The organism is Salinigranum sp. (assembly GCF_041641895.1).
Lineage (GTDB): Archaea > Halobacteriota > Halobacteria > Halobacteriales > Haloferacaceae > Salinigranum.
Genome location: NZ_JBEPXO010000074.1, coordinates 1 through 20,043, shown reverse-complemented (window position 1 = coordinate 20,043; position 20,043 = coordinate 1). Strand labels below are relative to the sequence as shown.

Here is a 20,043-nt window from a genome sequence, read left to right as displayed (position 1 = left end):
AACTCGGGTGTCCGCTGTCGCTCCACAAATCCCAAGTCAATCCACTCGGTAGGTTCGCTGAGGCGGTTGATTTCGGCCATGGACATCCGAAACCACGACCGCCTCATTCCTAACTTAACACGACCCCCGGCGACCATCCCAATCTATATACCGAAGTCTCCCATGGAATGCGGTGGATGCGGGGGGACGGCAACTCGGCGGACGTGCGGCAGCTGCTGAGTCAGCGAGCGGACGCACTCTCGACGCTCCTGGAGGGTGACCGGACCAAGAGCGAACTCACCGAGGAGCTCGACGTCTCCCGGTCGACGGTCGACCGGGCCGTCCGGGAACTGGAGTCGAACGGCCTCGTCCGGCGGGAGGGCGGGACGGTGACGGCGACGCTCTCGGGTCGCCTGGCGTACGACTCGTACCGGCGCTTCTGTGCGGAGACGGAACACGTCGTCGAGTTCGGCGACCTCCTCGCGGAACTCCCGCCGACGGCGACGATCGGTCACGAGATGCTCGACGGCGCCACCGCCTACCGGAGTGAGCCGCCAGCGACGGGACGACCGGCGAACGAGATCACCGCCCTCATCGCCGAGGGAACCAGGCTCCGGGCCTGCGCGACGGCCGTCAACGACTCCGCCGCCGCCGAACAGTTCTACCGGATGGTCACCGAGCGCGGCGGGGAGGGGGCAGTCGTCTACGCGTCGAGCCTCGCCGACCACCTCCGCGAGGAGTACTTCCGGACGCACCACGAGATGGCGGCGACCGGTCGGTTCCGGGCGTACGAGATCGACAGCCTCCCGTACGAACTCTTCCTCATCGACACGGACGAGGGCGTCACGGCCGTCGTCCTCGTCTACAACGACGCGGGGACGATTCACGGTGCCATCTTCAACGACACCGACGCGGCGGTCGAGTGGGCAGAAGAGCGGTTCGAATCGCTCGTCGAGGCCGCGATCGAGTTCACCAACGACTTCCACCTCGGCGGTGTCGAAGCGGACCAGGCCGGTGAGGCGGACGCCGACGGCGGAACGAACGCCGAGTGACCACGTGACGCGGACCGGCGGACGCCGACCGTGACGAACACGTCCGCCGAGTTCAGCGGCGACGTCGCCGGACGCTACTCGACCATCGACTGGAGCTGAGCGGTTCGGCGTTCCACGTCGACGTACGGGTCGAGGTCACCCGCCGCCGCCAGTTCGGCGAGTCGGTCGAGCGCGAGGAACGGGTCGCCGCCCGCCCCTTCGGCGTGGTCGAGGAGCGCGGCGACGTCGGCCCGGCGGAGCGCGAGCGAGTCGAGGAGACCGACGAGGAGCGCCGTGGCGACGCCCGCCTCCCCGGACGGCAACGGGTCCCACTCGACCGTCTCGGACGGGGGGTTCTCGGAGTCCCCGTCGGCCGCTTCGTCGTCGACCGCAGTCACGCGGAGACACGTCGTACAGAGTGCCGCCCGTCCGGACTCGTCGGGGGCGTACGGGCGGAGCGACGACGGGACGGCGAACGCGACGCGGTCGCCGCCACAGGCGGGACAGAACATGCGCGAGTCGACGCGCTCCGGGGTGAAAAACGTCCGTCGTCGGTGAGAGTCGGTCGCGGGCGGGAGCGACCCAGCGCCGCGGAGCGAAGGGCGTCGAGCGCGACCGTAGTCGGAGGCCGGGGTCTCAGTCGTCGGCCGAGACGCGTTCGACGTCCTCGGGGTCGATTTCGGTCTCTTCGGTCTCGCGTTCCTTCTTCTCTTCTTCTTCCTTCTTGGCCTTGATCTTCTTCAGACGGAAGATCTCCTCGCGCTCTTGCTCTTCGAGTTTCTGCTCGATGTACTCCTTGTTCTCGTAGAGGTCGGGCAGGAGTTTGAACTCCAGCGCGTTGACGCGGCGCTTCGTCGTCTCGATCTCCTCGAGCATCTTCTTCATCGCCGTCTCCACCTCGGCGGCGAGGATGATGGTCTCCAAGAGTTCCTCGTAGGCGTCGGCCGCCTCGTCGATTCGCGCCGACGACCCGAGCAGGCCGTAGCCGCGCTGGTCGAGGCTCTTCTTCACGCGCGAGGACTCGATCTGTGGCACGACGACGCCCATGATGTTCTTCGACTGCGTCGTGATCTCGGGGTGTTCCTTGAGCGCGGCGGCGGCCCCGCGGACCGCGACGTCGCCCTCCATCGCCCGCGCCATGTTGATCTTGTGCTGTGCGGTCTGGTAATCCTCGGAGAGTTCCGAGCGGACGTCCTGCGCCTGGTCGAGGATGTCCATGAACTCCATGATGAGGCCGTCACGCTTCTGTTCGAGCGTGTCGTGACCGCGCTCGGAGAGCTCGATGCGGTCCTCGATGGCCATCAGGTTCTTCCGCGTCGGTTTGACGTCTTCGGCCATTCTTGGCGGACCTTGTGTTCCCGGGGTGTTAACCTTTTACTGTCGGTCCTGCCGTCCGCGACTGCGGCGACGGGTGGCGGGCCGCACGCGCCGGAACTGCCCGCGAACGGGGGCCGGCGACTCGTCCGTCGGAGCCGCGACGGCGTGCGGCGTGACTGCGGACTCGGCCGTGGACCCGGGCCCGGACCCGGACGCCGACCGGGAGGCAGGACCGAGACGGGGCGGAGCGGTGGGAGCGGGAGCCGTCCACCCCCACCGGTCGAGCACCCAGAGGAAGAGGAACAGCCCCTGGACCACGAACAGGTTCGTCACGAGGAAGAAGGTCGCCTCCTCGACCGGGAGGCCGAACAGCGTCACGCCGGTGGTGTACGTCTCCGAGATGACCCACACGCCGACGTCGATGGCGACCCAGTCGGCCGCCCAGAGGTAGAGGGTGGGGACGCCCACACCGAGAGCGAGAGTTCGCCGGGTCGCCCACAGCACGGGCCAGCCGAACCCCCACTGGAGCGCGAGGACGGGCCCCGCCCACGCGAGGATAGCACCCAGATAGAACGTCGGCGCGGCACGGAGACACGCGATGCCGACGAGGAACACGGCGCCCCCGGCGGCGACGCCGACGAGTCGCTGGCGGCGGCTGACCGACGCCACTCCGGGGTTCGGCGGCGCGAGGAGCGAGACCCACAGCACGGCCAGGACCGGCTGGAGCAGCATGAACAGGTACTCTTCGACCGGCGCGAGCCAGACAGTCGCGACGACGGTCCCGTCGCCGTACCACCAGACGCCGCGCTCGATGAGGTAGTTGTCCCACGGCGTCGTGTAGACGAGCGCGACGAGCGTGAGGACGACCAGCCCGAGTCCGCGCGCTCGCCACGCGGACCGGTCCAGTCGGGCCCGTCGCCGCCAGGCGGCGACGGCGAGGACCACCAGCGGGGGGACGACGAACACGGCGTGGAACGCGAGGTAGGTGAGGCGGGTCACGGACTGCTCCGGGTGTGGGTCGAGTTGCGTACGGGCATCTGTCGGGGTGAGGGAACGTTCGAAAAACGGTCGGGGGCGCTACGGACGTCAGCGTCGGACGGACCGGCGTCACGGGGTCCCGGTCGCCGTCGGTGCCGGAACGAGGACGACCGGGAGCGACTGACGACTGACCAGAGACGACCGACGATGGACGACGGGTCGTCTCAGTCGGCCGTCGGTGCCGCACCGGTCGGCTGGGTCGCCGCCTCCAGGACGGAGTGGCTCCGCAGGAGGATGAACCCGAAGCCGACCTTCGCAGTCAGGTCCAGCACCATGAACGCGGCCGTCTCCCAGTAGAGGGGGATGATGCCGATGGTACCCTCGGTACCGAGAATCCACACCACGGGGTACGCCAGCCAGAGCACGATGAGCAGGTTCCGGAGCGTCGTCGTGAGCTTCCGTACCTCCGGTGACTGCGTCGTCGCGGCCTCGTTGAGCGCGCGGATGAGGAAGTACAGGAGGAACAGCAGGAACACCGTGCTGATCGCCCACCAGACGATACGGATGGCGGCCGAGGAGGCGGCGAGCGCCCCGATGACACCCGTGCCGATCATCAGCACGTCGAGGCCGACGAGCGTGTAGATGGTGTTCTTACTCGCCCGCGCCAGGAGCGCGAGGTCGAGCAGGAGCAGCGGGGTCGTGAACAGCCAGTCCGCGTACCGGCCCCAGTAGATGTCGAGCACCTGCCCGTTGACCGTCACCTGGGTGAGACCGAAGCCCGTCGCCATCGCGAAGTACGCCGCGGAGGCGATAGCGGTGATGAAGATGGTGATGATGTAGAAGCGTTGCTGTTCGGGGTCGTCGACGCCCCATCCGCGGGCGACGAAGTAGAGTGTGCCGAGCGTCATCCCGGCCGTGCCGAGCCACAGCCAGATCGATTCGCTGCCTGGAGTTGCCATTGCAAATGTGGGGAGGACCGCAACGAGCATAACGCGGATACCGAACTGGTTGGGATGTCCTAAGCGGGCTAGAACGTGTTAAAATGTACTAGGAGTCGTCGCGGTGGAACCGCGAGACGAGTTTCTTCTCGGCCGCACGGAGGTGCTGGTGGAACGTCGACCGCGAGACGCCCATCGCGTCGGCGAGTTCGTCGCCCGAGATGCCGTGGGGCCACTCGAAGAAGCCGCCGACGTGGGCGAGTTGGAGCGCAGTGCGCTGTTTCTCCGTGAGCGACTCCTCGACGTCCGCGACGAACCCCCGGCGGGTCGCCGGCGGGGTGTCGCGCTCGCGGATGCGGCCCACCCGGACGCTCGAGGAGACATCCCTGAGTCCGTCGAGCAGCGACCGTCCGGTCGAGCGGTCGGCGACGGTGACCGTCAGCGTGAGCGACCCGTCCCGCGGGTCAACCGCGAGGTCGGTCAGCCGTCCGCCGGTCTCGGCGACGAGCGAGAGGTTCGACTGGGCGGGGAGCACCACCTCGAACAGGCCGGTCTCGGCCGCATCCCCGATGCGGCGGACCTCGTCGATGCCGGCGACGGAGACGGCCGCGAGGTCGGTCTCCGGCGGGGTCACGGAGACGAACAGCAGGATAGTCCCGTCGTCGCGGACGACGAACCCCTCGGACGCGAGCGAGCAGTCGGCCTCGGTCGCGAGCGCGACCAGCGGGGTCGTCGGGTCGTCGACGACTACCTGGAGTTCGACCACGTTCTCCGTCAGGAGCGTCCGTCGGCTCTCGAACGCGTCGATGGCGGCGCCGACCGCCCGGCCGACCGTCCCGAGGACGACCAGTTCGTGCTCCTCGACCTCCGGGGAGTGGGTGTACACCACCAGTACGCCGTAGAGCGTCTCTCGGTGGAGCAGTGGGATGGCGACCACACCCTCGAACGGGAGTCCCTCGGCCGCGTGGACGGTGCCGTCGACGGCCCCCGCCTGTGGCGTCCGCGACGCGACGGCCCGGCCGACCGGTTCGCTCGTGTCGTCGCGGTCGATGACCAGGTCCTCGACGGTGACGTCACGGTCGGCCCACACCTTCGGCACGACGGTGTCGGGCGCGAGGTCACAGTCGCCGATCCAGGCGTACGTGTACGACTGGGTGTTCGCCACCCGTTCGCAGACGCCGCGTTCGAGTTCCGCGCGACTCTCAGCCCGGACGAGCACGCCGGTGACGTCCTCGAGGAGGCCCTCGATGTGTTCGAGCAGGCCCTGGAGCCGGTCGCGCTCGCGGTCGGCGGCGGCGGCGTACCGCTCGGCCGCCTCTTCGGCACGCACGCGGGCGGTGATGTCCGTCTGGAACCCCACGTAGTGGGTGACCTCGCCCGCGCCGTTCGTGATGGGGGCGATGTCGACGCGGTTCCAGAACTCCGACCCGTCGCGCCGGTAGTTGAGGAGTTCGACCGACGTCGACTCGCCGGCGTCGATGGCGCGGCGGAGCTTCGCGACCGACTCGGGGTCGGTGTCCGAGCCCTGCAGGTATCGGCAGTTCCGGCCGAGCGCCTCCGCCGGACTGTAGCCGGTCGTCCGGCAGAACGCGCGGTTGACGTACACCAGCGGCCGGTCCGGCAGGGAGAAGTCCGCGATGGTGATGCCGACGGGGGCCTCGTCCATCGCCCGTTCCTTCAGCTCCTCGGTGATTCGTGCGGTGGCCTCGGCCCGCAACTCCCCCCACGCGACGACGGCCGCGACGCGCTCGCCCAGGCGCCCGAACCGGTTCGACTCGTCGACGGGGACGACGTCCGCCGCACCGGTGTCGAGCACCGGCGCAACCGTGTCGGTCGTCTCCGTCGCGAGGACGACGACGGGCGTCTCGGTGGCGTCGACGACGAACCCCGCGAGGTCGTCGACTGCGTCGTCCGCGACGACGAGACAGCTGGCAGTCGAGGTGTGAGAGAGACCGTCGAGTCCTTCGACGCTCCTGACGTTGTCGGCCCCGAACACGTCGGCCAGACGTGCCGCCGCCCGCGAGCGGAGCCGGTCGTCGGGCGCTACGAGCACGATAGACGCGCGGAGCACGTCGTCCCCCGCACGACCCAGTCTGGCGGTGTCTGGTCTCTCCGCGTCGAGCGCGTCGGTCATACCGGCGTATCGAGAGGTGAGGCTGTAAAGGTCTCGTCGGGGTCTCCAGCGGCAGGGGCGCGCCGACGTGAGGAGGCTCGCCGAGCGAGTGTACCGTGGAGGGGGTCCGGTCGCCGGGCCGACCCCGAACGGCGTCGGTGGGGCGCCGCTGTCGCTGTCCGGAGCGGCGTCGAGAGAACCGGAACGGAGCGCGGCGAGGGGGAACGACGCGACGTGAACCGGACGGTTACGCTTCGGCCTCGACCGTCTCGGCCGACTCGCCCTCGCGGTAGTACTTCTCGATGAGTTCCTCGTCGACGCGGTTGAGTTCCTCCTTGGGGAGCATCGACAGGAGGTCCCAGCCGATGTCGAGCGTCTCGTCGATGGAGCGCTCGGTGGTGAAGCCCTGGTCGACGAACTCGTCCTCGAAGCGCTCGGCGAAGTCGAGGTACTTGTTGTCGCGCTCGGACAGGGCCTCACGCCCGACGATGTTCACCAGGTCGCGGAGGTCCTCACCCTCCGCGTAGGCGGCGTACATCTGGTCGGAGACGTCGGCGTGGTCCTCGCGGGTGAGGCCCTCGCCGATCCCGTCGTCCATCAGCCGGGAGAGCGACGGAAGCACGTTGACCGGGGGCTGGACGCCCTGCGAGTTGAGGTTCCGGTCGACGTAAATCTGCCCCTCGGTGATGTACCCGGTGAGGTCCGGGATGGGGTGCGTGTCGTCGTCACCCGGCATCGTGAGGATGGGAATCTGGGTGACGGAGCCCTCGCGACCCTGGATACGACCGGCGCGCTCGTACAGCGTCGCCAGGTCGGTGTACATGTACCCGGGGTAGCCACGGCGGCCCGGCACCTCCTCGCGGGCGGCGCCGATCTCGCGCAGCGCCTCACAGTAGTTCGTCATGTCCGTGAGGATGACGAGGACGTGGTAGCCCTTGTCGAACGCGAGGTACTCGGCCGTCGTCAGGGCGAGTCGCGGCGTGACCGTCCGCTCGACGGCGGGGTCGTCCGCGAGGTTCATGAAGACCACGGAGCGCTCCAGTGCGCCGGTGCGCTCGAAGTCCTCCATGAACTCGTTCGCCTCCTCGGCGGTGATACCCATCGCGCCGAAGATGACGGCGAACTCGGAACCCTCGCCGCCTTCGTCCTCCTCGGGCACCGTCGCCTGCCGGGCGACCTGCAGTGCGAGGTCGTTGTGCGGCAGCCCCGACCCCGAGAAGATGGGCAGTTTCTGCCCCCGAACCAGCGTGTTCATGCCGTCGATGGCTGACACGCCGGTCTGGATGAACTCCTCGGGGTACTCCCGGGAGTAGGGGTTGATGGCGGCTCCGACGATGTCGCGGCGTTCGTCGGGGACGATTTCCGGGCCGCCGTCGATGGGCTGGCCCGACCCGTCCAGCACCCGCCCGAGGAGGTCCTCGGTGACGGGCATCTTCAGCGTCTCGCCGAGGAACGTGACGGACGCGTTTCTGTCGATACCGGAGGTGCCCTCGAAGACCTGGATGGCCACGATGCCGCTCGAGGATTCGAGCACCTGACCGCGCTTGGTCTCGCCGGCTGGCGTCTCGATCTCGACGATTTCGTCGTAGCCGATCGGTTCGTCGACCTCGGCGAACACCAGCGGACCGCTGATCTCGGTGATGGTCTGGTACTTCTTCATTAGTACTTCTCCCGGAGTTGCGTCTTGATGTCGTCTTTGAGGTCCTCGATGTACTCCTCCCAGTCCTCCTGGACCCCGATGCGGTTCAGCCGCGGAGCGGCCTCGATAGACGTGATTTCGGGGACGGGGACGCCCGCGTTGAGCGCGTCGAACGCCTCGTCGTTGAACGTCTTGATGGCCGTGAGGATGCCGTACGTCTTCGCCGGCTCACAGTAGGTGTCCGTCGGGTGGAACGCGTTCTGCTGGAGGTACGCCTCGCGGAGGTAGCGCGCCACCTCGAGGGTGAGCTGCTGGTCCTCCGGCAGGGCGTCCTTGCCGACGAGCTGGACGATTTCCCGCAGTTCGGCCTCCTCGTCGAGGGTGTCGACCGCCCACTGGCGGATGTCGTCCCAGTCGGACTCGACGTGCTCTTTGAACCACGGGTCGAGCTGTTCGCGGTAGAGCGAGTACGACTCGTTCCAGTTGATCGAGGGGAAGTGCCGACGCTCGGCGAGGTCGGCGTCGAGCGCCCAGAAGCACTTCACGATACGCAGGGTGTTCTGCGTGACCGGCTCGGAGAAGTCGCCACCGGGCGGCGAGACGGCCCCGATGACCGAGATGGAGCCCTCGGTGCCGTTGACGTTCTCGAAGTAGCCGGCGCGCTCGTAGAACTGCGAGAGGCGCGCGGAGAGGTAGGCGGGGTAGCCCTCCTCGCCGGGCATCTCCTCCAGTCGGGAGGAGATTTCGCGCATGGCCTCGGCCCACCGCGAGGTGGAGTCGGCCATCAGCGCCACGTCGTACCCCATGTCGCGGTAGAACTCCGCGATGGTGATCCCCGTGTACACGCAGGACTCGCGTGCGGCCACGGGCATGTTCGACGTGTTGGCGATGAGCGAGGTGCGGGCCATCAGCGGGTTACCCGTCTTCGGGTCGTCCAGTTCGGGGAAGTCCTCGATCACCTCGGTCATCTCGTTGCCGCGCTCGCCGCAGCCGACGTAGACGACGATGTCCGCGTCGGCCCACTTCGCGAGCTGGTGCTGCGTGACGGTCTTCCCGGAGCCGAACGGACCGGGAATCGCGGCCGTCCCACCCTTCGCGATGGGGAAGAGGCCGTCGAGGATGCGCTGACCCGACACGAGCGGTTCGGTCGGGGTCTGCTTCTCCACGCTCGGGCGGGCCTGCCGGACCGGCCACTCCTGGTGCATGGTGACCTCCTCGCCACTCTCGAGAGTGACGACCGCCTCCTCGACGTTGTAGTCGCCGGCCTCGGCCGTTTCGACGACGCCGCCCTCGGAGCCGGGGGGCACCATGACCTTGTGGTCGATGCTCACCGTCTCCTCGACGACGCCGACGACGTCACCGGATTCGACCTCGTCACCGGGTTCGACGGTGGGCTCGAAGGCCCACTTCTTCTCGAGGTCGATGCCGGGGGCGTCGACCCCGCGGTCGAGGAACGCACTGTTCATCTTGGATTCGAGGACGTCGAGGGGGCGCTGGACACCGTCGTAGATGGAGTCCAAGAGGCCCGGTCCGAGGTCGACCGTCAGGGGTTCGCCCGTGTTCTCGACGGGTTCGCCCGGACCGACGCCGGAGGTCTCCTCGTACACCTGGATGGTCGTGATGTCGCCCTCGATCTCGATGACTTCGCCCATCAGCCCTTCGTCGCCCACGTAGACGACGTCGTTCATCCGGGCGTCGAGGTCGACGGCCTGTACGACCGGACCACTCACGCTCTCGATGATGCCGTCCTCTCGGACGTCCTGTGTTGCCTGACTCATGTTTATTCGTCCATTAGGTCGATGCCGATGGCTCGCTTGATCTGTTCGCGGAGGCCGCCCGCACCGGCGCCGCCGCCGAGGGTGACGAGCACCGGTTCGATGCTCCCCTCGACGGCCTGTCGAGCCTGCCGGGACAGGTGGTCAATGTCGTCGTCGTGCATCACGATGATGCCGACCTCGTCGTCGTCGAGCGTCTCCATGACGGCCTCGTCGAGCGATTCGTCCTTCTCGTCGTCGGGGACGTTCTTGAACTTGCGGACGCCCGCGAGGCGGAAGCCCGTGGTGAAGTCGGGGCTGCCGACCACGGCGATCTCCTGACTCATAGTATCACCAGTTCCTCCTCGATTTGTTCGGGAGAAAGACCGGCTTCGCGGGCCCGCGCGATGGCCCGGATGTTGTCGACCTCGCGCTCCTTCGCCAGGATGTACGCGATGACCGGGCTCACCGACAGGGGGAAGACGTTGCCCAGACTGGACGAGTACTCCAGGAGAGCCGTGTCGAGTGCGCGCTCGAAGGCGATGAGGCTCTCTGCCTCCTCGAGGTCGTCCAGCGCCTCCGAGAGGTCGTCACCGTACGTCGAATCGCGGATGCGCTGGACGAGTTCGTCGATGTTCGCCGCCAGTGCGCTCAACTCGGCGCGCCCGAACAGACGACCACCCTCGATGTAGTACTCACCCGGGTCGACCTCCGCGCCGCTCCGTGCGAGTCGGAGCGCGTTCCGCGCGTTCCGGAAGTCGACCTCGGCCATGAGGATGTCGCGGTACTGCTCCGTCGCTTCGTCCCACGTCACCTCCGAGAGGAGGTTCTCGTAGAAGACCCGGTCGACCGCGTTCTCCAGTGGGACGAGGACGCCGGACTCCTCGTACTCCTCGAACGCGTCCACGAGCGCGTCGCCGAACATCGTCCGGTCGAGCACGTCGACGACCTCCTCGATCGACCCCGCGTCGAGGAGGCGGGTGACGAGGCGGTCGTCGAACTCGCCGGCGCGGATGAGGTCGGACTCGATCTCCTCGCGCGACGCGTCGGAGTAGATGCCACGAACGACGGTCTTGACGTTCCACGCGTCGAACTTCCGGAGGTACCGAGCGATGAGGTCGTAGAGCCGACCGTTCGCCCAGCCGAGGATGTCGTCGAACTGTTTCGCGAGGTTCCGGTTGAGCGCGTACTCGACGAGGTCGACGCCCGAGTGGCGCGCACCCAGGGCGTTGATCTCCTCCTCGTACGCCGACTCCTCCATGAAGCGAGCGATTTCGGCCGTGCTCATCCGCACGAGCTTGCGGTAGTCCTCGTCCGCGAAGAGCGCACTCCGACGGGCCCGAACACGGGCGTTGACGTACTCCGGATTCGAGCTGCCGGCACTGGCACTCATTGTTCGAAGAGGATGCCGCTGACGTCCTTCAGGTTGTCCTCCCAGACGGTGTCGAGGAGCGAGTCGAAGGTGTTGTCCACTCGAACGCGCGACGTCTCGGATTCGACGACGACGCCGCCGAGACAGTCGACGGTCTCGGTGCCGAGCGAGAAGCCCTCGTAGTCGGCGAGGATCTCCTCGATGAGCGCCTCGTCGGCAGCGCGGCCGTGGACGACGACGTCCGCGTCGTCCTCGAACTCCGCGGCGGCGGCGTCGATGAGCGCACGAGTGAGCTCCTCGCGCTTGTCGCCCGCGAGTTCGGCCAGCTCTTCTTCGACCTGTGCTCGCACGGTCTGGAGCGCGTCACGCCGCGCCTCGAGACGCTCCTGCTTGGCCTCGAGCTTGGCGGCCGACAGCGCCTGTTCGCGCTCCTGGTCGATCTGTCGTTCGACCGCTCGCTCGCGCTCCTCGACGATTCGCTCCGCGTCGGCTTCCGCCTCGGAGACGATCTCGTCGGCGCGCTCTTGGCCCTCCGTACGAATCTCTTCGGCACGCGCGCGGGCTTCGTCTCGAATGTCCTCGACAACTGTGTCCAGACTCATTGTAAAGAGGAAGGGGGGGACTAGACCAGGAAGACGACGACGAGCGCCAGGATGACGAGCGTCTCCGGCAGGACTGTCAGAATGAGTCCCTGCACGAAGAGGTCCTGATCTTCCGCGACGGCGCCGACGGCGGCGGCCCCGATGCCACGCTCGGCGTATCCCGCGCCGAAGGCCGCGAGCCCGACTGCCAGGGCCGCAGCGGCACTTGGTTCGAGGGCGGGAGAGGATGCGCCTTCCTGCAGTACGACGTTCGCCAGCTGGGTTGCAGTGTCAATCATGGGTTATAGTGAGGTGTCCGGTTGGTGGATTTCGGAACGTTCGTGTGTGGAGGTAGGGTCATCATAAAGCTTCCCAAAACCGGCGGACAGGCCCACACTCGGCTGAAAACGGTTCCGGCTCTACTCGGTGTCGACCACCCGGTGCGGTCGACGGGGCGAACGGAAATCGAGCGCCAGCGGCGCTAGTCGTCGGAAGTGTATCGTCGCTCGTACCCGAACGGTTCGTACTCCGTCCCGCCGCCCTCGTAGAACTTCCCGAAGAACTCGACGTACTCGAGACGCACCGCCTGTAAGCCGGCGCTCGTGACGCCCAGCGCCAGCACGAGCGCGTGACCGATCACGAGCACCAGGAGGCCGACGAGTACCAGGGCAACGCCGCCGTGGACGAGGCCGCCGAACATGATCTCGGTGACCTCGTAGCCGTGGTACATCACGGACTCCGAGCCGGCCGGAATGGTCGGCATGCCGTCGGTCCCGAAGTGCCAGCCGCCCTTGCTGTCGACATACACGCCGAAGAAGAGGAGGTTGACCGTGAAGGCCATCCCCGCCTTCGCGAGCAGTACGGCGGCGATACGCGTGTACGACAGGCCGTTGACGAGCACGTTCAGGAACTCGACGGCCTCGACGGGTTCACCCACGACGAGCAGGACGAGTCCGACCACGAACACCGCGAGCCCCGCCCATCCGACGACGGCTGGGAAGCCGGAGAAGCCCAGCGCGATGACCCCCTCGCTCGAGAACGTCGTGTAGATGAACTCGGGAGCGGTCCCTCGGACGACGTCGCTGAAGATCCAGACCCAGATGCCGTTGAGCATCAGAAGCCACGAGCCGGACTCGTAGAGCGCGTGCTTGAAACCGTGGAACTGGAGGGTCTCGACGAAGTCGAGAATCCAGCCTGCGTTGAGGTGGACGATACCAATCAGCACGCTCACGAAGAGCCACGCCAGCGCCCACTCGCTGGTGGCGGGCGAGAGACCCTTCTCGATGGGGGCGTGTGAGAGGCCCACGACGCCCTCCCAGAAGACCGACGCGATGGTGTGTAATCCGAAGAGCTCGCCGTAGAGAATTCCGAACAGCATCGTGAACAGCCCGGCCGCGATGGTGATACCACCCATCGACTTGAACGCCGGCGACTCGAACTTCGAGTAGAGTCCGTAGCCGATGAGCGTGTACAGGATGCCGTAACCCAGGTCCCCGATCATGAACCCGAAGAAGGCCGGGAACGTGAGGAACACCAGAAGTGTCGGGTCGAACTCCGTGTACTTCGGTCGGCCGACCGCCTTGACCAGCACCTCGAACGGCTGGACGACGCTCGGGTTGTCTTGGACGACCGGCGGGCTGTCGTTCTTCATCACGACGCTCCCGCCGTCGGCTTTCGCCTCGCGTCCCCCGTCGGCCTGTGCCGCGTCACCGCCGTCGGTCGCCGCGGGCGTGCCGCCGCCGGTGTACTGCTCGCGCAGTTCCTCGCCACCGTGGCGGTTGAACTGCGCGTCCTCGAGCCGCTGAATCTCGACGTGGTCGCCGACGGCGTCGGTGAGTTCGGCCACGAAGTCGCCGTACCGCGCGGTGGGAATCCACCCCTCGGCGACGAAGGCGTTCTTCGTCGTCGCGAAGGTGAGCGGGGCCTCCGTCTTCTGGACCTCGATGCTGAGGCGCTCCTCGGCGGCGAGGAGGAAGCCCGCCGCGTCGAGTTTGACCTCCGCCAGCTCGCCTTCGACCGTCTCCAGTCGGGACTGGAGTTTCTTCCGGCGGCTCCGCAGTTCCTGGACGTACGTCTCCGGTGGGACCGCGCCGTCGGACCCACGGACGTCCTCGGGGACGTCGGAGACGTCGGGGATCTGGACGGCCGCGAAGTCCGTGCCAACGAGAGCGTCGGAGAGCGACTCGCCCGCAGTGGGCTGTGCGAAGATGGCCAGCATCGACCCGTCGTCCGCGACGAAGACCCGGTAGTTCTTCACCGCCGACGACGAGGAGAGCGTGTCCTCGACGAGGTCACGCTTCCCCTCGCCGACCGAGACGTCGAGGGACTCGTAGCCAGAGAGGAGGTCGAGGTCGATGCCGAGCGCGACGAACGGCTCCATCGCGTCGATTCGCTCCTCGATCTCGCGAAGTTCGGACTCGATGTCGCTGCGGCGGTCGTCGAGTTCGTTCACGCGGCTCCGCACCGACGCGAGGTCCTCCTCGAGTGCCTCGTCGGAGACGACGCGCGTCGGACCGGCGTCCTCCTCGTCGACGTCGAGGATGCTCTCGATGGAGCGGATGGTGACGAGCTTCTCGGATGCCGACTCGGCACCTTCCGTCGGGTTGCCCTGCGTGAATCCGTCCCAGGAACCGTCGTACTCGGTGACGTGGAGCAGGTTGAGGCCGTGGACCGTCTCGACGACGTCGTCCATGACCTTCTTCGAGCCCGTCACCGACACTTTGCTCATCTGCTCAGGTCTGAGCATGCACCGCCTCCTCGAACCGTTCGATGGCGTATTCGACCGCCTCGTCTACGTTCGATTCGGCCTCCTCGCGCAGTCGCTCGCGGTCTTCGGCCCCCTCCGCGAGGAGGCGCTCGCGCTCGGCCTCGATCTCCTTGCGGGCCTCTTCGAGTCGCGACTCCTCGAGCTCGTCGGCCTCCTCCTCGGCCTCCGCTCGGATGCGCTCGGCCTTCGTTCGGGCCTCCGAGATAATCTCTTCGCGGTCTTCCTCCGCCTCCGCGACGATCTCGTCAGCCTCCTGTTCGGCCTGCTTGATTCGGTCGAGAACCTCTGGTCTCGGCATACTCCTATCACCCGTGAGGTGTGCAAGCGGCGTATAAGGTGTTTGCGGAACACTCGCGCAGAACGCCACAGGACACACCACTCACTGGTGGCGCTACGGGGGCACGGGCAAAGGCGTTGTCCGTCCGGTCCCCACGACAAATCCGCACCGTTATGCCAGACGAATCCTAAGCCGAGACGAGATGGGAGTCCTCGAGAACAAGGCGCGAGCGCGCCTCTTCTACAAGTATCTCTCGAAGGTGTACGACCAGGTGAACCCGTTCATCTGGGACGAGGAGATGCGCGCGGAGGCGCTCTCGATGATCGACATCCAGCGCGACGACCGGGTGCTCGACGTCGGCTGTGGAACGGGCTTTGCGACCGAGGGACTGCTCGAGCGCACCGACGACGTCCACGGCCTCGACCAGTCGGTCCACCAGATGGAGAAGGCGTTCGAGAAGTTCGGCAAGCACGACCGGGTGAAGTTCTACCGCGGCGACGCCGAGCGACTCCCCTTCAAGGACGGCACGTTCGACGTGGTGTGGTCCTCCGGGTCCATCGAGTACTGGCCGAACCCCGTCGACGCGCTCGTGGAGTTCCGCCGCGTCGTCAAACCGGGGAACCAGGTGCTCGTCGTCGGCCCCGACGACCCCAAGTCGACCGTGTTCCAGCGACTCGCCGACGCCATCATGCTCTTCTACGACGAGGAGGAGGCCCAGCGGATGTTCGAGGACGCCGGCTTCGTCGACATCGAGCACCGCGTCCTCCAGCGCCGACCGGGGTCGCCCCGCGCCATCGTCACGGTGGCGCGCGCTCCCGACGAGTAACGCCGACTCCGACGGCGACTTCGACTCCGGCGTCCCGACGCGAGTGCGCCCGCCGGGACCTGGTCACGCGTCGGTGGGTCGGACGGGTTCGTGGGTCGGACGTCTGCCACGCTCATCCACCCGTTCGCGCCGACGCCTCGGCGACCAGCGCGTCGTCGACGTAGACGCGCACGGTGACCGTCTCACCCGCGGCGAGCGCCGGCTGGTTCGTCCCGGCGACGCCGACGCTGGCCGTCTCACCGGCCGTCCACTCCGGGTCCGCGGCGCTGTTGAACGGTCCCGTCGGCCCGGGGTCGAACCCGCGCGTCGAGAAGAACGGGACCGGTGGCTGGTGCGTCAGCGGGTCGCCGTCGACGGTCACGACGAGCCGAAGCGCCGTGACGTCGAGCGCGTCCCCACCGCGGTGGGTGAGGGTGAGCGTGTCGCCGTCGACGGAGAGCGACAGCGAGGCACGGGGCGACAGGCCGCCGGAGACGCCGGCGTGACCGCCGGTGAGGACGGCGCCCGAGACGACGGCGGCGAGAGCGAACGTGACGAGGACGAGGACGACGCCGGTGAGCGGGGCGAGTCCGCGGGCGCGAGGCGTTGGGTGGTCGAACATGCGTCTGCGACACGCCGCGTTGGGCGCGTGCCCCTACTTGAACGCTCGGACGACCACGCCGGGACCTGCCGGCGGACAGCCGAGACGAGGGTGGTCGTGACGGCCGGCGGGCCGACAGTCGTGGGTGGGAGGGACCCGACTGCGGGGCGAGCGGGAGTGGTTCGCCCGCCGTCTCGGGGGCCATTCCGGGTATGGAAAGCGTTTTGACGTCACGATGAGGAGAACGAACGCACATGCGGAGCGCCGCGCTCACCCTCGCCCTCCTCATCATCCTCTCCGGCGCGGCACCGGCGACAGCGCTGGTCCCCACCGGTGTCGACGACGGACGGGAAGCCGCACCAGCGACCGCGCTCGCGACGGCACCGGCAGTCGCGCAGGTCGAGTCCGACACCGAGCCGTCGACGGAGATACGGGTCGAACTTCAGAGCGACACCGACGCCCGGTGGACCATCACCCACCGGTATCGACTCACCGGTGCGGACGAGATTGCGGCGTTTCGCGCGCTCGGGACCGAGTTCGAGAACGGCCGGGCGAACATCGCACTCGACGCCAGCGTCTTCCGCAACATCGCGTCGGAGGCCGCAGCGTCGACCGGTCGGAACATGATCGTCCGAGACGTGACACGCGAGGCGAGCGTCGAGCGGAACGAGACGGCGGCGGGCAACGGGACCGTGACGGCGACTTCGGTCGCGACGACGACGCCGGAGAACGAGACGGCCACCGGCGTCCTCCGCCTGTCGTTCACCTGGACGAACTTCCTCGAACGGCGCGACGACTCCACCCTCCAGCTCGGGGACGTGTTCACGACCGGCGACGGCGACACGTGGCTCTCGTCACTCGGCGACGACCAGCGACTCACCGTCGTCACGCCGCCGGGGTACGTCATCAGTCGCACGAGCTTCCCCATCCAGCAGCAGAACGGCTCGCTCATCATCGACGGGCCCCGCGAGTTCTCCGAGGCGGAGCGACTCTCGGTCACCTACCGCGCGAGCGACCAGGCGGAGCTACCGTGGCCGCTCATCATCGGCGGTGGCGTCGTCGTCGTCGTCGTCGTCGCCATCGCCTACGTTCGCTCGCGCGACCCGAGGCGGGGGCGCTCGTCCGAGCCCGCGAACGGGCCGACGATGACGAACGGCGGCGAGTCGGCGTCCGACGGGAGCGACTCCGGCCCCGCGAGCGAAGCCGGGCCGCCGACGCCCGAACCGACGTCGCCGGACGCGGCCACGACCGGGCCGACCCCGGGAACCGACGAGGCCGACCCGGAGACGGACGAGGCCGGGCCGGAGTCGGAATCGGAATCGGAGCCGGAACCGGACTTCGACCTGCTCTCCGACGAGGAGCGCGTCGAGTACCTCCTCGAACAGCGCGGCGGCCGGATGAAGCAGGCGAACATCGTCAAGGAGACCGGCTGGTCGGACGCGAAGGTGTCGCAACTCCTCTCGTCGATGGCCGACGCGGGCCGGGTCGAGAAGCTCAGACTCGGCCGCGAGAACCTCATCTCCCTGCCCGACGAGGAAGTCGACGGGGACGGAAACGGGAACAGGAGCAAGTGACGCCGTCTCGGCTCTGGACTACTCGACGGAGAACTCGACCTGAGAGGACTCGCTGTCGGTCGCCGACCGACCGACGGTGAGCGTGAACGCGCCCGGTTCGACCGTTCGCTCGCCCTCACTGTCGACGACGCCCATCGCGGCAGGGTCGACGGTCATCTCGACCTCCGTCGACGCGCCGGCGTCGAGTTCGACGCGCTCGAACGCACAGAGTTCCCGCACCGGCTTCGCGCGCGAGGCGTACTCGTCGCGCAGGTACGCCTGGACGACCTGCTCGCCCGGCCGGTCGCCGGTGTTCTCGACCGTCACGGTGACGTCCACCGGGTCGCCCGGGGTGACACTCGTCTCCGAGAGCGAGAGGTCGCCGAGGCGGAACGTGGCGTAGCTCAGCCCGTGCCCGAACGGGTAGAGCGGGTCGTACGACGGCGGGTGTTCCTCCCGTCCGATGGGACACGGGTGTCGGACGTAGTCGTGGTGCACGGGGAGGTGTGCCGCCGACCGGGCGAACGAGACTGGGAGCGACCCGCCCGGCTCTGCGCCGAAGAGGACGTCCGCGAGCGCCTGCCCACCCTCGGTGCCGCCCGGCGGCGTGAACAGGACGGCGGGGAGGTGTTCGGCCGCCCACGGGACGGGTAACGGTCGCCCCGCCGAGAGTACCAGCACGGTCGGCGTGCCGGTGTCGTGGACGGCTTCCAGGAGCGCGCGCTGTGGGTCGGGGAGTTCGAAGTGGTGTCGGGAGGGGAACGCGCCGGTCTCGGTCCGCGCCATCTCGCTCGGACCGAACTCGTGGAGGTACCAGCCCTCGCCGAGGGCGATGACGGCGACGTCGGCGTCGCGGGCCGCCTCGACCGCCGCGTCGACGTCGCGCTCCCCGTCGTGTGTCACGCCGGGTTCGTACGTCACCGTCCCCTCGGACACGGCCTCGACCGACTCGCGGAGCGTCGCCCCCTCGCTCGGGTCGAGGACGCTCCAGCCGCCGACCTGTGCCGTCCGGTCGTCGGCGTTGGGACCGGTGACGAGGACGTCCGCGCCCTCGTCGAGCGGGAGGACGCCGTCGTTCTGGAGGAGCGTGGTCCCTCTCCGGGCGGCCTCGTACGCGACGTCGGTGTGCTCGTCGCGTCGGAGGACCGCGTCGAGCCGATCGGGGTCGACGTAGGGGTCTTCGAACAGCCCCAGGTCGCGCTTGAGCGCGAGGATTCGACGCACCGCCTCGTCGAGGAGCGTCTCCTCGATGTCGCCGGCCGAGACGAGTTCGACGATAGCCTCGGCGTGGCGCGTCCCGTTGACCGACCCGACGTCGACGCCGGCGGTGAGCGCGTCGCCGACGGCCCGCTGGGACGTCTCGGCCGTCTGGTGGTCGGCGTGGAGCATCTCGACGCCGTTCCAGTCGGAGGCGACGACGCCGTCGAAGCCCAGTTCCCCCCGGAGGAGCTCTCGGAGGTACCGCGTCGACCCGTGTGCGGGTTCGCCGTCGATGGAGTTGTAACAGGGCATGACGCTCCGGACACCGGCGTTGAGCACCTCGGTGAACGGGGAGACGAAGACCCGGTGGAACGTCGACGGGGAGACGTCCACGGGCGAGGCGTCCTCGCCGCGGAACGGTCCGCCGTAGGCGGGGAAGTGTTTGACCGTCGCGGCCACCGTCTCGTCCGTGTCCAGCGTGTCGCCCTGGAGCCCCCGGGCCTTCGCGGCGGCCATCGCGCCGACGAGCGTCGGGGACTCGCCGAACGTCTCGAACGTCCGCCCCCAGCGCGGGTCGCGGACGACGTCACAGGTCGGTCCGTAGTTGGTCGTCACGCCCGTCGCGCGGGCCTCGCGCGCGGTGACCTGCCCGACGCGTTCGGCGAGTGCCGGGGAGAAGGTCGCCGCCAGCGCGAGGTTCTGCGGGAAGACGGTGGTGTGGTCGACGTACGCGTGGCCGTGGACCGCGTCGACCGGAACCAGGAGGGGGATTCCGGCGCGCGTCTCCTCGACGGCGTGTCGCTGGAGTCGGTTGGCGACGTCGGCGGCGTCGTGCGGGTCGACGTGTGGCGACCCGGCCCACCCGAACGGCGTCACCGCACCGAGGTGGTGGCTGTCGACGAGTCCCTCGACGTCGTCGACGCTCAGTGACTCGTCGAGTTCGCCGACGTAGATACCGGCACACTGTCCCGCCTTCTCCGCGAGCGTCAGCGACTCGAGGAGCGCGTCGACGTCGACGTGGCCGTCGTCGTCACGCGGGTAGTCAGCTGTCATGACGAGAAACCTCACTCAGATTCGAGGTAAAACCACCGCTTCGCCCGGTGCCCTTTTCGAAACCGTTTAGCGCCGAGAAAAGCGA

At 68.1% G+C, this 20,043-nt stretch carries 18 protein-coding genes and 1 pseudogene; 3 read left to right on the top strand and 16 right to left on the bottom strand.

Annotation, left to right across the window (positions count from 1 at the left end):
• Positions 1-80: pseudogene (locus ACESK5_RS14835) on the bottom strand (IS6 family transposase); the annotation flags it as partial.
• Positions 81-176: 96 nt separating this feature from the next.
• On the opposite strand from ACESK5_RS14835, the gene ACESK5_RS14830 reads away from it, so the two are divergent.
• Positions 177-1,031 carry a helix-turn-helix transcriptional regulator gene (locus ACESK5_RS14830; protein ID WP_372912360.1) on the top strand — a complete coding sequence of 285 codons (855 nt, stop codon included), beginning with the start codon at positions 177-179 and terminating at the stop codon, positions 1,029-1,031.
• Between the two features lie 74 nt (positions 1,032-1,105).
• Here the strand turns inward: ACESK5_RS14830 and ACESK5_RS14825 are convergent, their stop codons facing one another.
• The 13 genes from ACESK5_RS14825 to ahaH all read right to left on the bottom strand — a co-directional run bounded on the left by ACESK5_RS14825 (position 1,106) and on the right by ahaH (position 14,767).
• A complete protein-coding gene (locus tag ACESK5_RS14825) occupies positions 1,106-1,522 on the bottom strand; it encodes a DUF6276 family protein (RefSeq protein ID WP_372912359.1) in 417 nt (138 codons plus the stop codon).
• A 124-nt stretch (positions 1,523-1,646) separates the two neighbouring features.
• Positions 1,647-2,348 carry a V-type ATP synthase subunit D gene (locus ACESK5_RS14820; protein WP_372912358.1) on the bottom strand — a complete coding sequence of 234 codons (702 nt, stop codon included), beginning with the start codon at positions 2,346-2,348 and terminating at the stop codon, positions 1,647-1,649.
• 36 nt (positions 2,349-2,384) lie between these two features.
• Positions 2,385-3,326 (bottom strand): lycopene cyclase domain-containing protein, encoded by a 942-nt coding sequence (locus ACESK5_RS14815; protein WP_372912357.1) that lies wholly within the window; start codon positions 3,324-3,326, stop codon positions 2,385-2,387.
• A gap of 203 nt (positions 3,327-3,529) precedes the next feature.
• Positions 3,530-4,264 (bottom strand): bacteriorhodopsin, encoded by a 735-nt coding sequence (locus tag ACESK5_RS14810; protein WP_372912356.1) that lies wholly within the window; start codon positions 4,262-4,264, stop codon positions 3,530-3,532.
• A gap of 88 nt (positions 4,265-4,352) precedes the next feature.
• Entirely contained in the window at positions 4,353-6,377 is a 2,025-nt protein-coding gene (locus tag ACESK5_RS14805) for a bacterio-opsin activator domain-containing protein (protein WP_372912355.1), read from the bottom strand.
• 226 nt (positions 6,378-6,603) lie between these two features.
• On the bottom strand, positions 6,604-8,016 hold the full coding sequence (locus tag ACESK5_RS14800) for an ATP synthase subunit B (RefSeq protein ID WP_372912354.1): 1,413 nt from the start codon (positions 8,014-8,016) through the stop codon (positions 6,604-6,606).
• Positions 8,016-9,773, bottom strand: a complete 1,758-nt coding sequence (locus tag ACESK5_RS14795; RefSeq protein ID WP_372912353.1) for an ATP synthase subunit A — start codon at positions 9,771-9,773, stop codon at positions 8,016-8,018. The genes ACESK5_RS14800 and ACESK5_RS14795 overlap by 1 nt, the downstream gene beginning before the upstream one ends.
• 2 nt (positions 9,774-9,775) lie before the next feature.
• The gene (locus tag ACESK5_RS14790) at positions 9,776-10,096 is read right to left on the bottom strand and encodes a V-type ATP synthase subunit F (RefSeq protein WP_372912352.1); all 321 of its coding nucleotides are present in this window, start codon (positions 10,094-10,096) and stop codon (positions 9,776-9,778) included.
• Positions 10,093-11,142: a V-type ATP synthase subunit C gene (locus tag ACESK5_RS14785; protein ID WP_372912351.1), complete on the bottom strand. Its 1,050-nt coding sequence runs from the start codon at positions 11,140-11,142 to the stop codon at positions 10,093-10,095. Before ACESK5_RS14785 ends, ACESK5_RS14790 begins: the two co-directional genes overlap by 4 nt.
• Positions 11,139-11,723, bottom strand: a complete 585-nt coding sequence (locus tag ACESK5_RS14780; protein ID WP_372912350.1) for a V-type ATP synthase subunit E — start codon at positions 11,721-11,723, stop codon at positions 11,139-11,141. The genes ACESK5_RS14785 and ACESK5_RS14780 overlap by 4 nt, the downstream gene beginning before the upstream one ends.
• Positions 11,724-11,743: 20 nt before the next feature.
• Positions 11,744-12,001 carry a F0F1 ATP synthase subunit C gene (locus ACESK5_RS14775; RefSeq protein WP_372912349.1) on the bottom strand — a complete coding sequence of 86 codons (258 nt, stop codon included), beginning with the start codon at positions 11,999-12,001 and terminating at the stop codon, positions 11,744-11,746.
• Positions 12,002-12,183: 182 nt separating this feature from the next.
• Positions 12,184-14,448 carry a V-type ATP synthase subunit I gene (locus ACESK5_RS14770; RefSeq protein WP_372912348.1) on the bottom strand — a complete coding sequence of 755 codons (2,265 nt, stop codon included), beginning with the start codon at positions 14,446-14,448 and terminating at the stop codon, positions 12,184-12,186.
• On the bottom strand, positions 14,435-14,767 hold the full coding sequence (ahaH, locus tag ACESK5_RS14765; protein ID WP_372912347.1) for an ATP synthase archaeal subunit H: 333 nt from the start codon (positions 14,765-14,767) through the stop codon (positions 14,435-14,437). Before ahaH ends, ACESK5_RS14770 begins: the two co-directional genes overlap by 14 nt.
• Positions 14,768-14,948: 181 nt before the next feature.
• Between ahaH and ACESK5_RS14760 the strand changes: the two genes are divergently transcribed.
• On the top strand, positions 14,949-15,572 hold the full coding sequence (locus tag ACESK5_RS14760) for a methyltransferase domain-containing protein (RefSeq protein WP_372912346.1): 624 nt from the start codon (positions 14,949-14,951) through the stop codon (positions 15,570-15,572).
• Positions 15,573-15,684: 112 nt separating this feature from the next.
• On the opposite strand, the gene ACESK5_RS14755 is transcribed toward ACESK5_RS14760, so the two are convergent.
• Positions 15,685-16,173 (bottom strand): type IV pilin N-terminal domain-containing protein, encoded by a 489-nt coding sequence (locus ACESK5_RS14755; RefSeq protein ID WP_372912345.1) that lies wholly within the window; start codon positions 16,171-16,173, stop codon positions 15,685-15,687.
• A 233-nt stretch (positions 16,174-16,406) separates the two neighbouring features.
• Here ACESK5_RS14755 and ACESK5_RS14750 point away from each other — a divergent pair, with 233 nt between their 5' ends.
• Positions 16,407-17,726, top strand: a complete 1,320-nt coding sequence (locus ACESK5_RS14750) for a helix-turn-helix transcriptional regulator (RefSeq protein ID WP_372912344.1) — start codon at positions 16,407-16,409, stop codon at positions 17,724-17,726.
• Positions 17,727-17,744: 18 nt separating this feature from the next.
• Here ACESK5_RS14750 and ACESK5_RS14745 read toward each other — a convergent pair whose 3' ends face one another.
• Positions 17,745-19,958, bottom strand: a complete 2,214-nt coding sequence (locus ACESK5_RS14745) for a glycoside hydrolase family 3 N-terminal domain-containing protein (RefSeq protein ID WP_372912343.1) — start codon at positions 19,956-19,958, stop codon at positions 17,745-17,747.
• Positions 19,959-20,043: the final 85 nt, after the last annotated feature.

Coding starts and splice junctions, on each gene's coding strand:
- ACESK5_RS14800 (WP_372912354.1), bottom strand. CDS start 8,016: ATGAAGAAGTACCAGACCATCACCGAGATCAGCGGTCCGCTGGTGTTC.
- ACESK5_RS14755 (WP_372912345.1), bottom strand. CDS start 16,173: ATGTTCGACCACCCAACGCCTCGCGCCCGCGGACTCGCCCCGCTCACC.
- ACESK5_RS14750 (WP_372912344.1), top strand. CDS start 16,407: ATGCGGAGCGCCGCGCTCACCCTCGCCCTCCTCATCATCCTCTCCGGC.
- ACESK5_RS14790 (WP_372912352.1), bottom strand. CDS start 10,096: ATGAGTCAGGAGATCGCCGTGGTCGGCAGCCCCGACTTCACCACGGGC.
- ACESK5_RS14810 (WP_372912356.1), bottom strand. CDS start 4,264: ATGGCAACTCCAGGCAGCGAATCGATCTGGCTGTGGCTCGGCACGGCC.
- ACESK5_RS14785 (WP_372912351.1), bottom strand. CDS start 11,142: ATGAGTGCCAGTGCCGGCAGCTCGAATCCGGAGTACGTCAACGCCCGT.
- ACESK5_RS14825 (WP_372912359.1), bottom strand. CDS start 1,522: ATGTTCTGTCCCGCCTGTGGCGGCGACCGCGTCGCGTTCGCCGTCCCG.
- ACESK5_RS14805 (WP_372912355.1), bottom strand. CDS start 6,377: ATGACCGACGCGCTCGACGCGGAGAGACCAGACACCGCCAGACTGGGT.
- ACESK5_RS14795 (WP_372912353.1), bottom strand. CDS start 9,773: ATGAGTCAGGCAACACAGGACGTCCGAGAGGACGGCATCATCGAGAGC.
- ahaH (WP_372912347.1), bottom strand. CDS start 14,767: ATGCCGAGACCAGAGGTTCTCGACCGAATCAAGCAGGCCGAACAGGAG.
- ACESK5_RS14780 (WP_372912350.1), bottom strand. CDS start 11,723: ATGAGTCTGGACACAGTTGTCGAGGACATTCGAGACGAAGCCCGCGCG.
- ACESK5_RS14770 (WP_372912348.1), bottom strand. CDS start 14,448: ATGCTCAGACCTGAGCAGATGAGCAAAGTGTCGGTGACGGGCTCGAAG.
- ACESK5_RS14760 (WP_372912346.1), top strand. CDS start 14,949: ATGGGAGTCCTCGAGAACAAGGCGCGAGCGCGCCTCTTCTACAAGTAT.
- ACESK5_RS14830 (WP_372912360.1), top strand. CDS start 177: ATGCGGGGGGACGGCAACTCGGCGGACGTGCGGCAGCTGCTGAGTCAG.
- ACESK5_RS14745 (WP_372912343.1), bottom strand. CDS start 19,958: ATGACAGCTGACTACCCGCGTGACGACGACGGCCACGTCGACGTCGAC.
- ACESK5_RS14775 (WP_372912349.1), bottom strand. CDS start 12,001: ATGATTGACACTGCAACCCAGCTGGCGAACGTCGTACTGCAGGAAGGC.
- ACESK5_RS14820 (WP_372912358.1), bottom strand. CDS start 2,348: ATGGCCGAAGACGTCAAACCGACGCGGAAGAACCTGATGGCCATCGAG.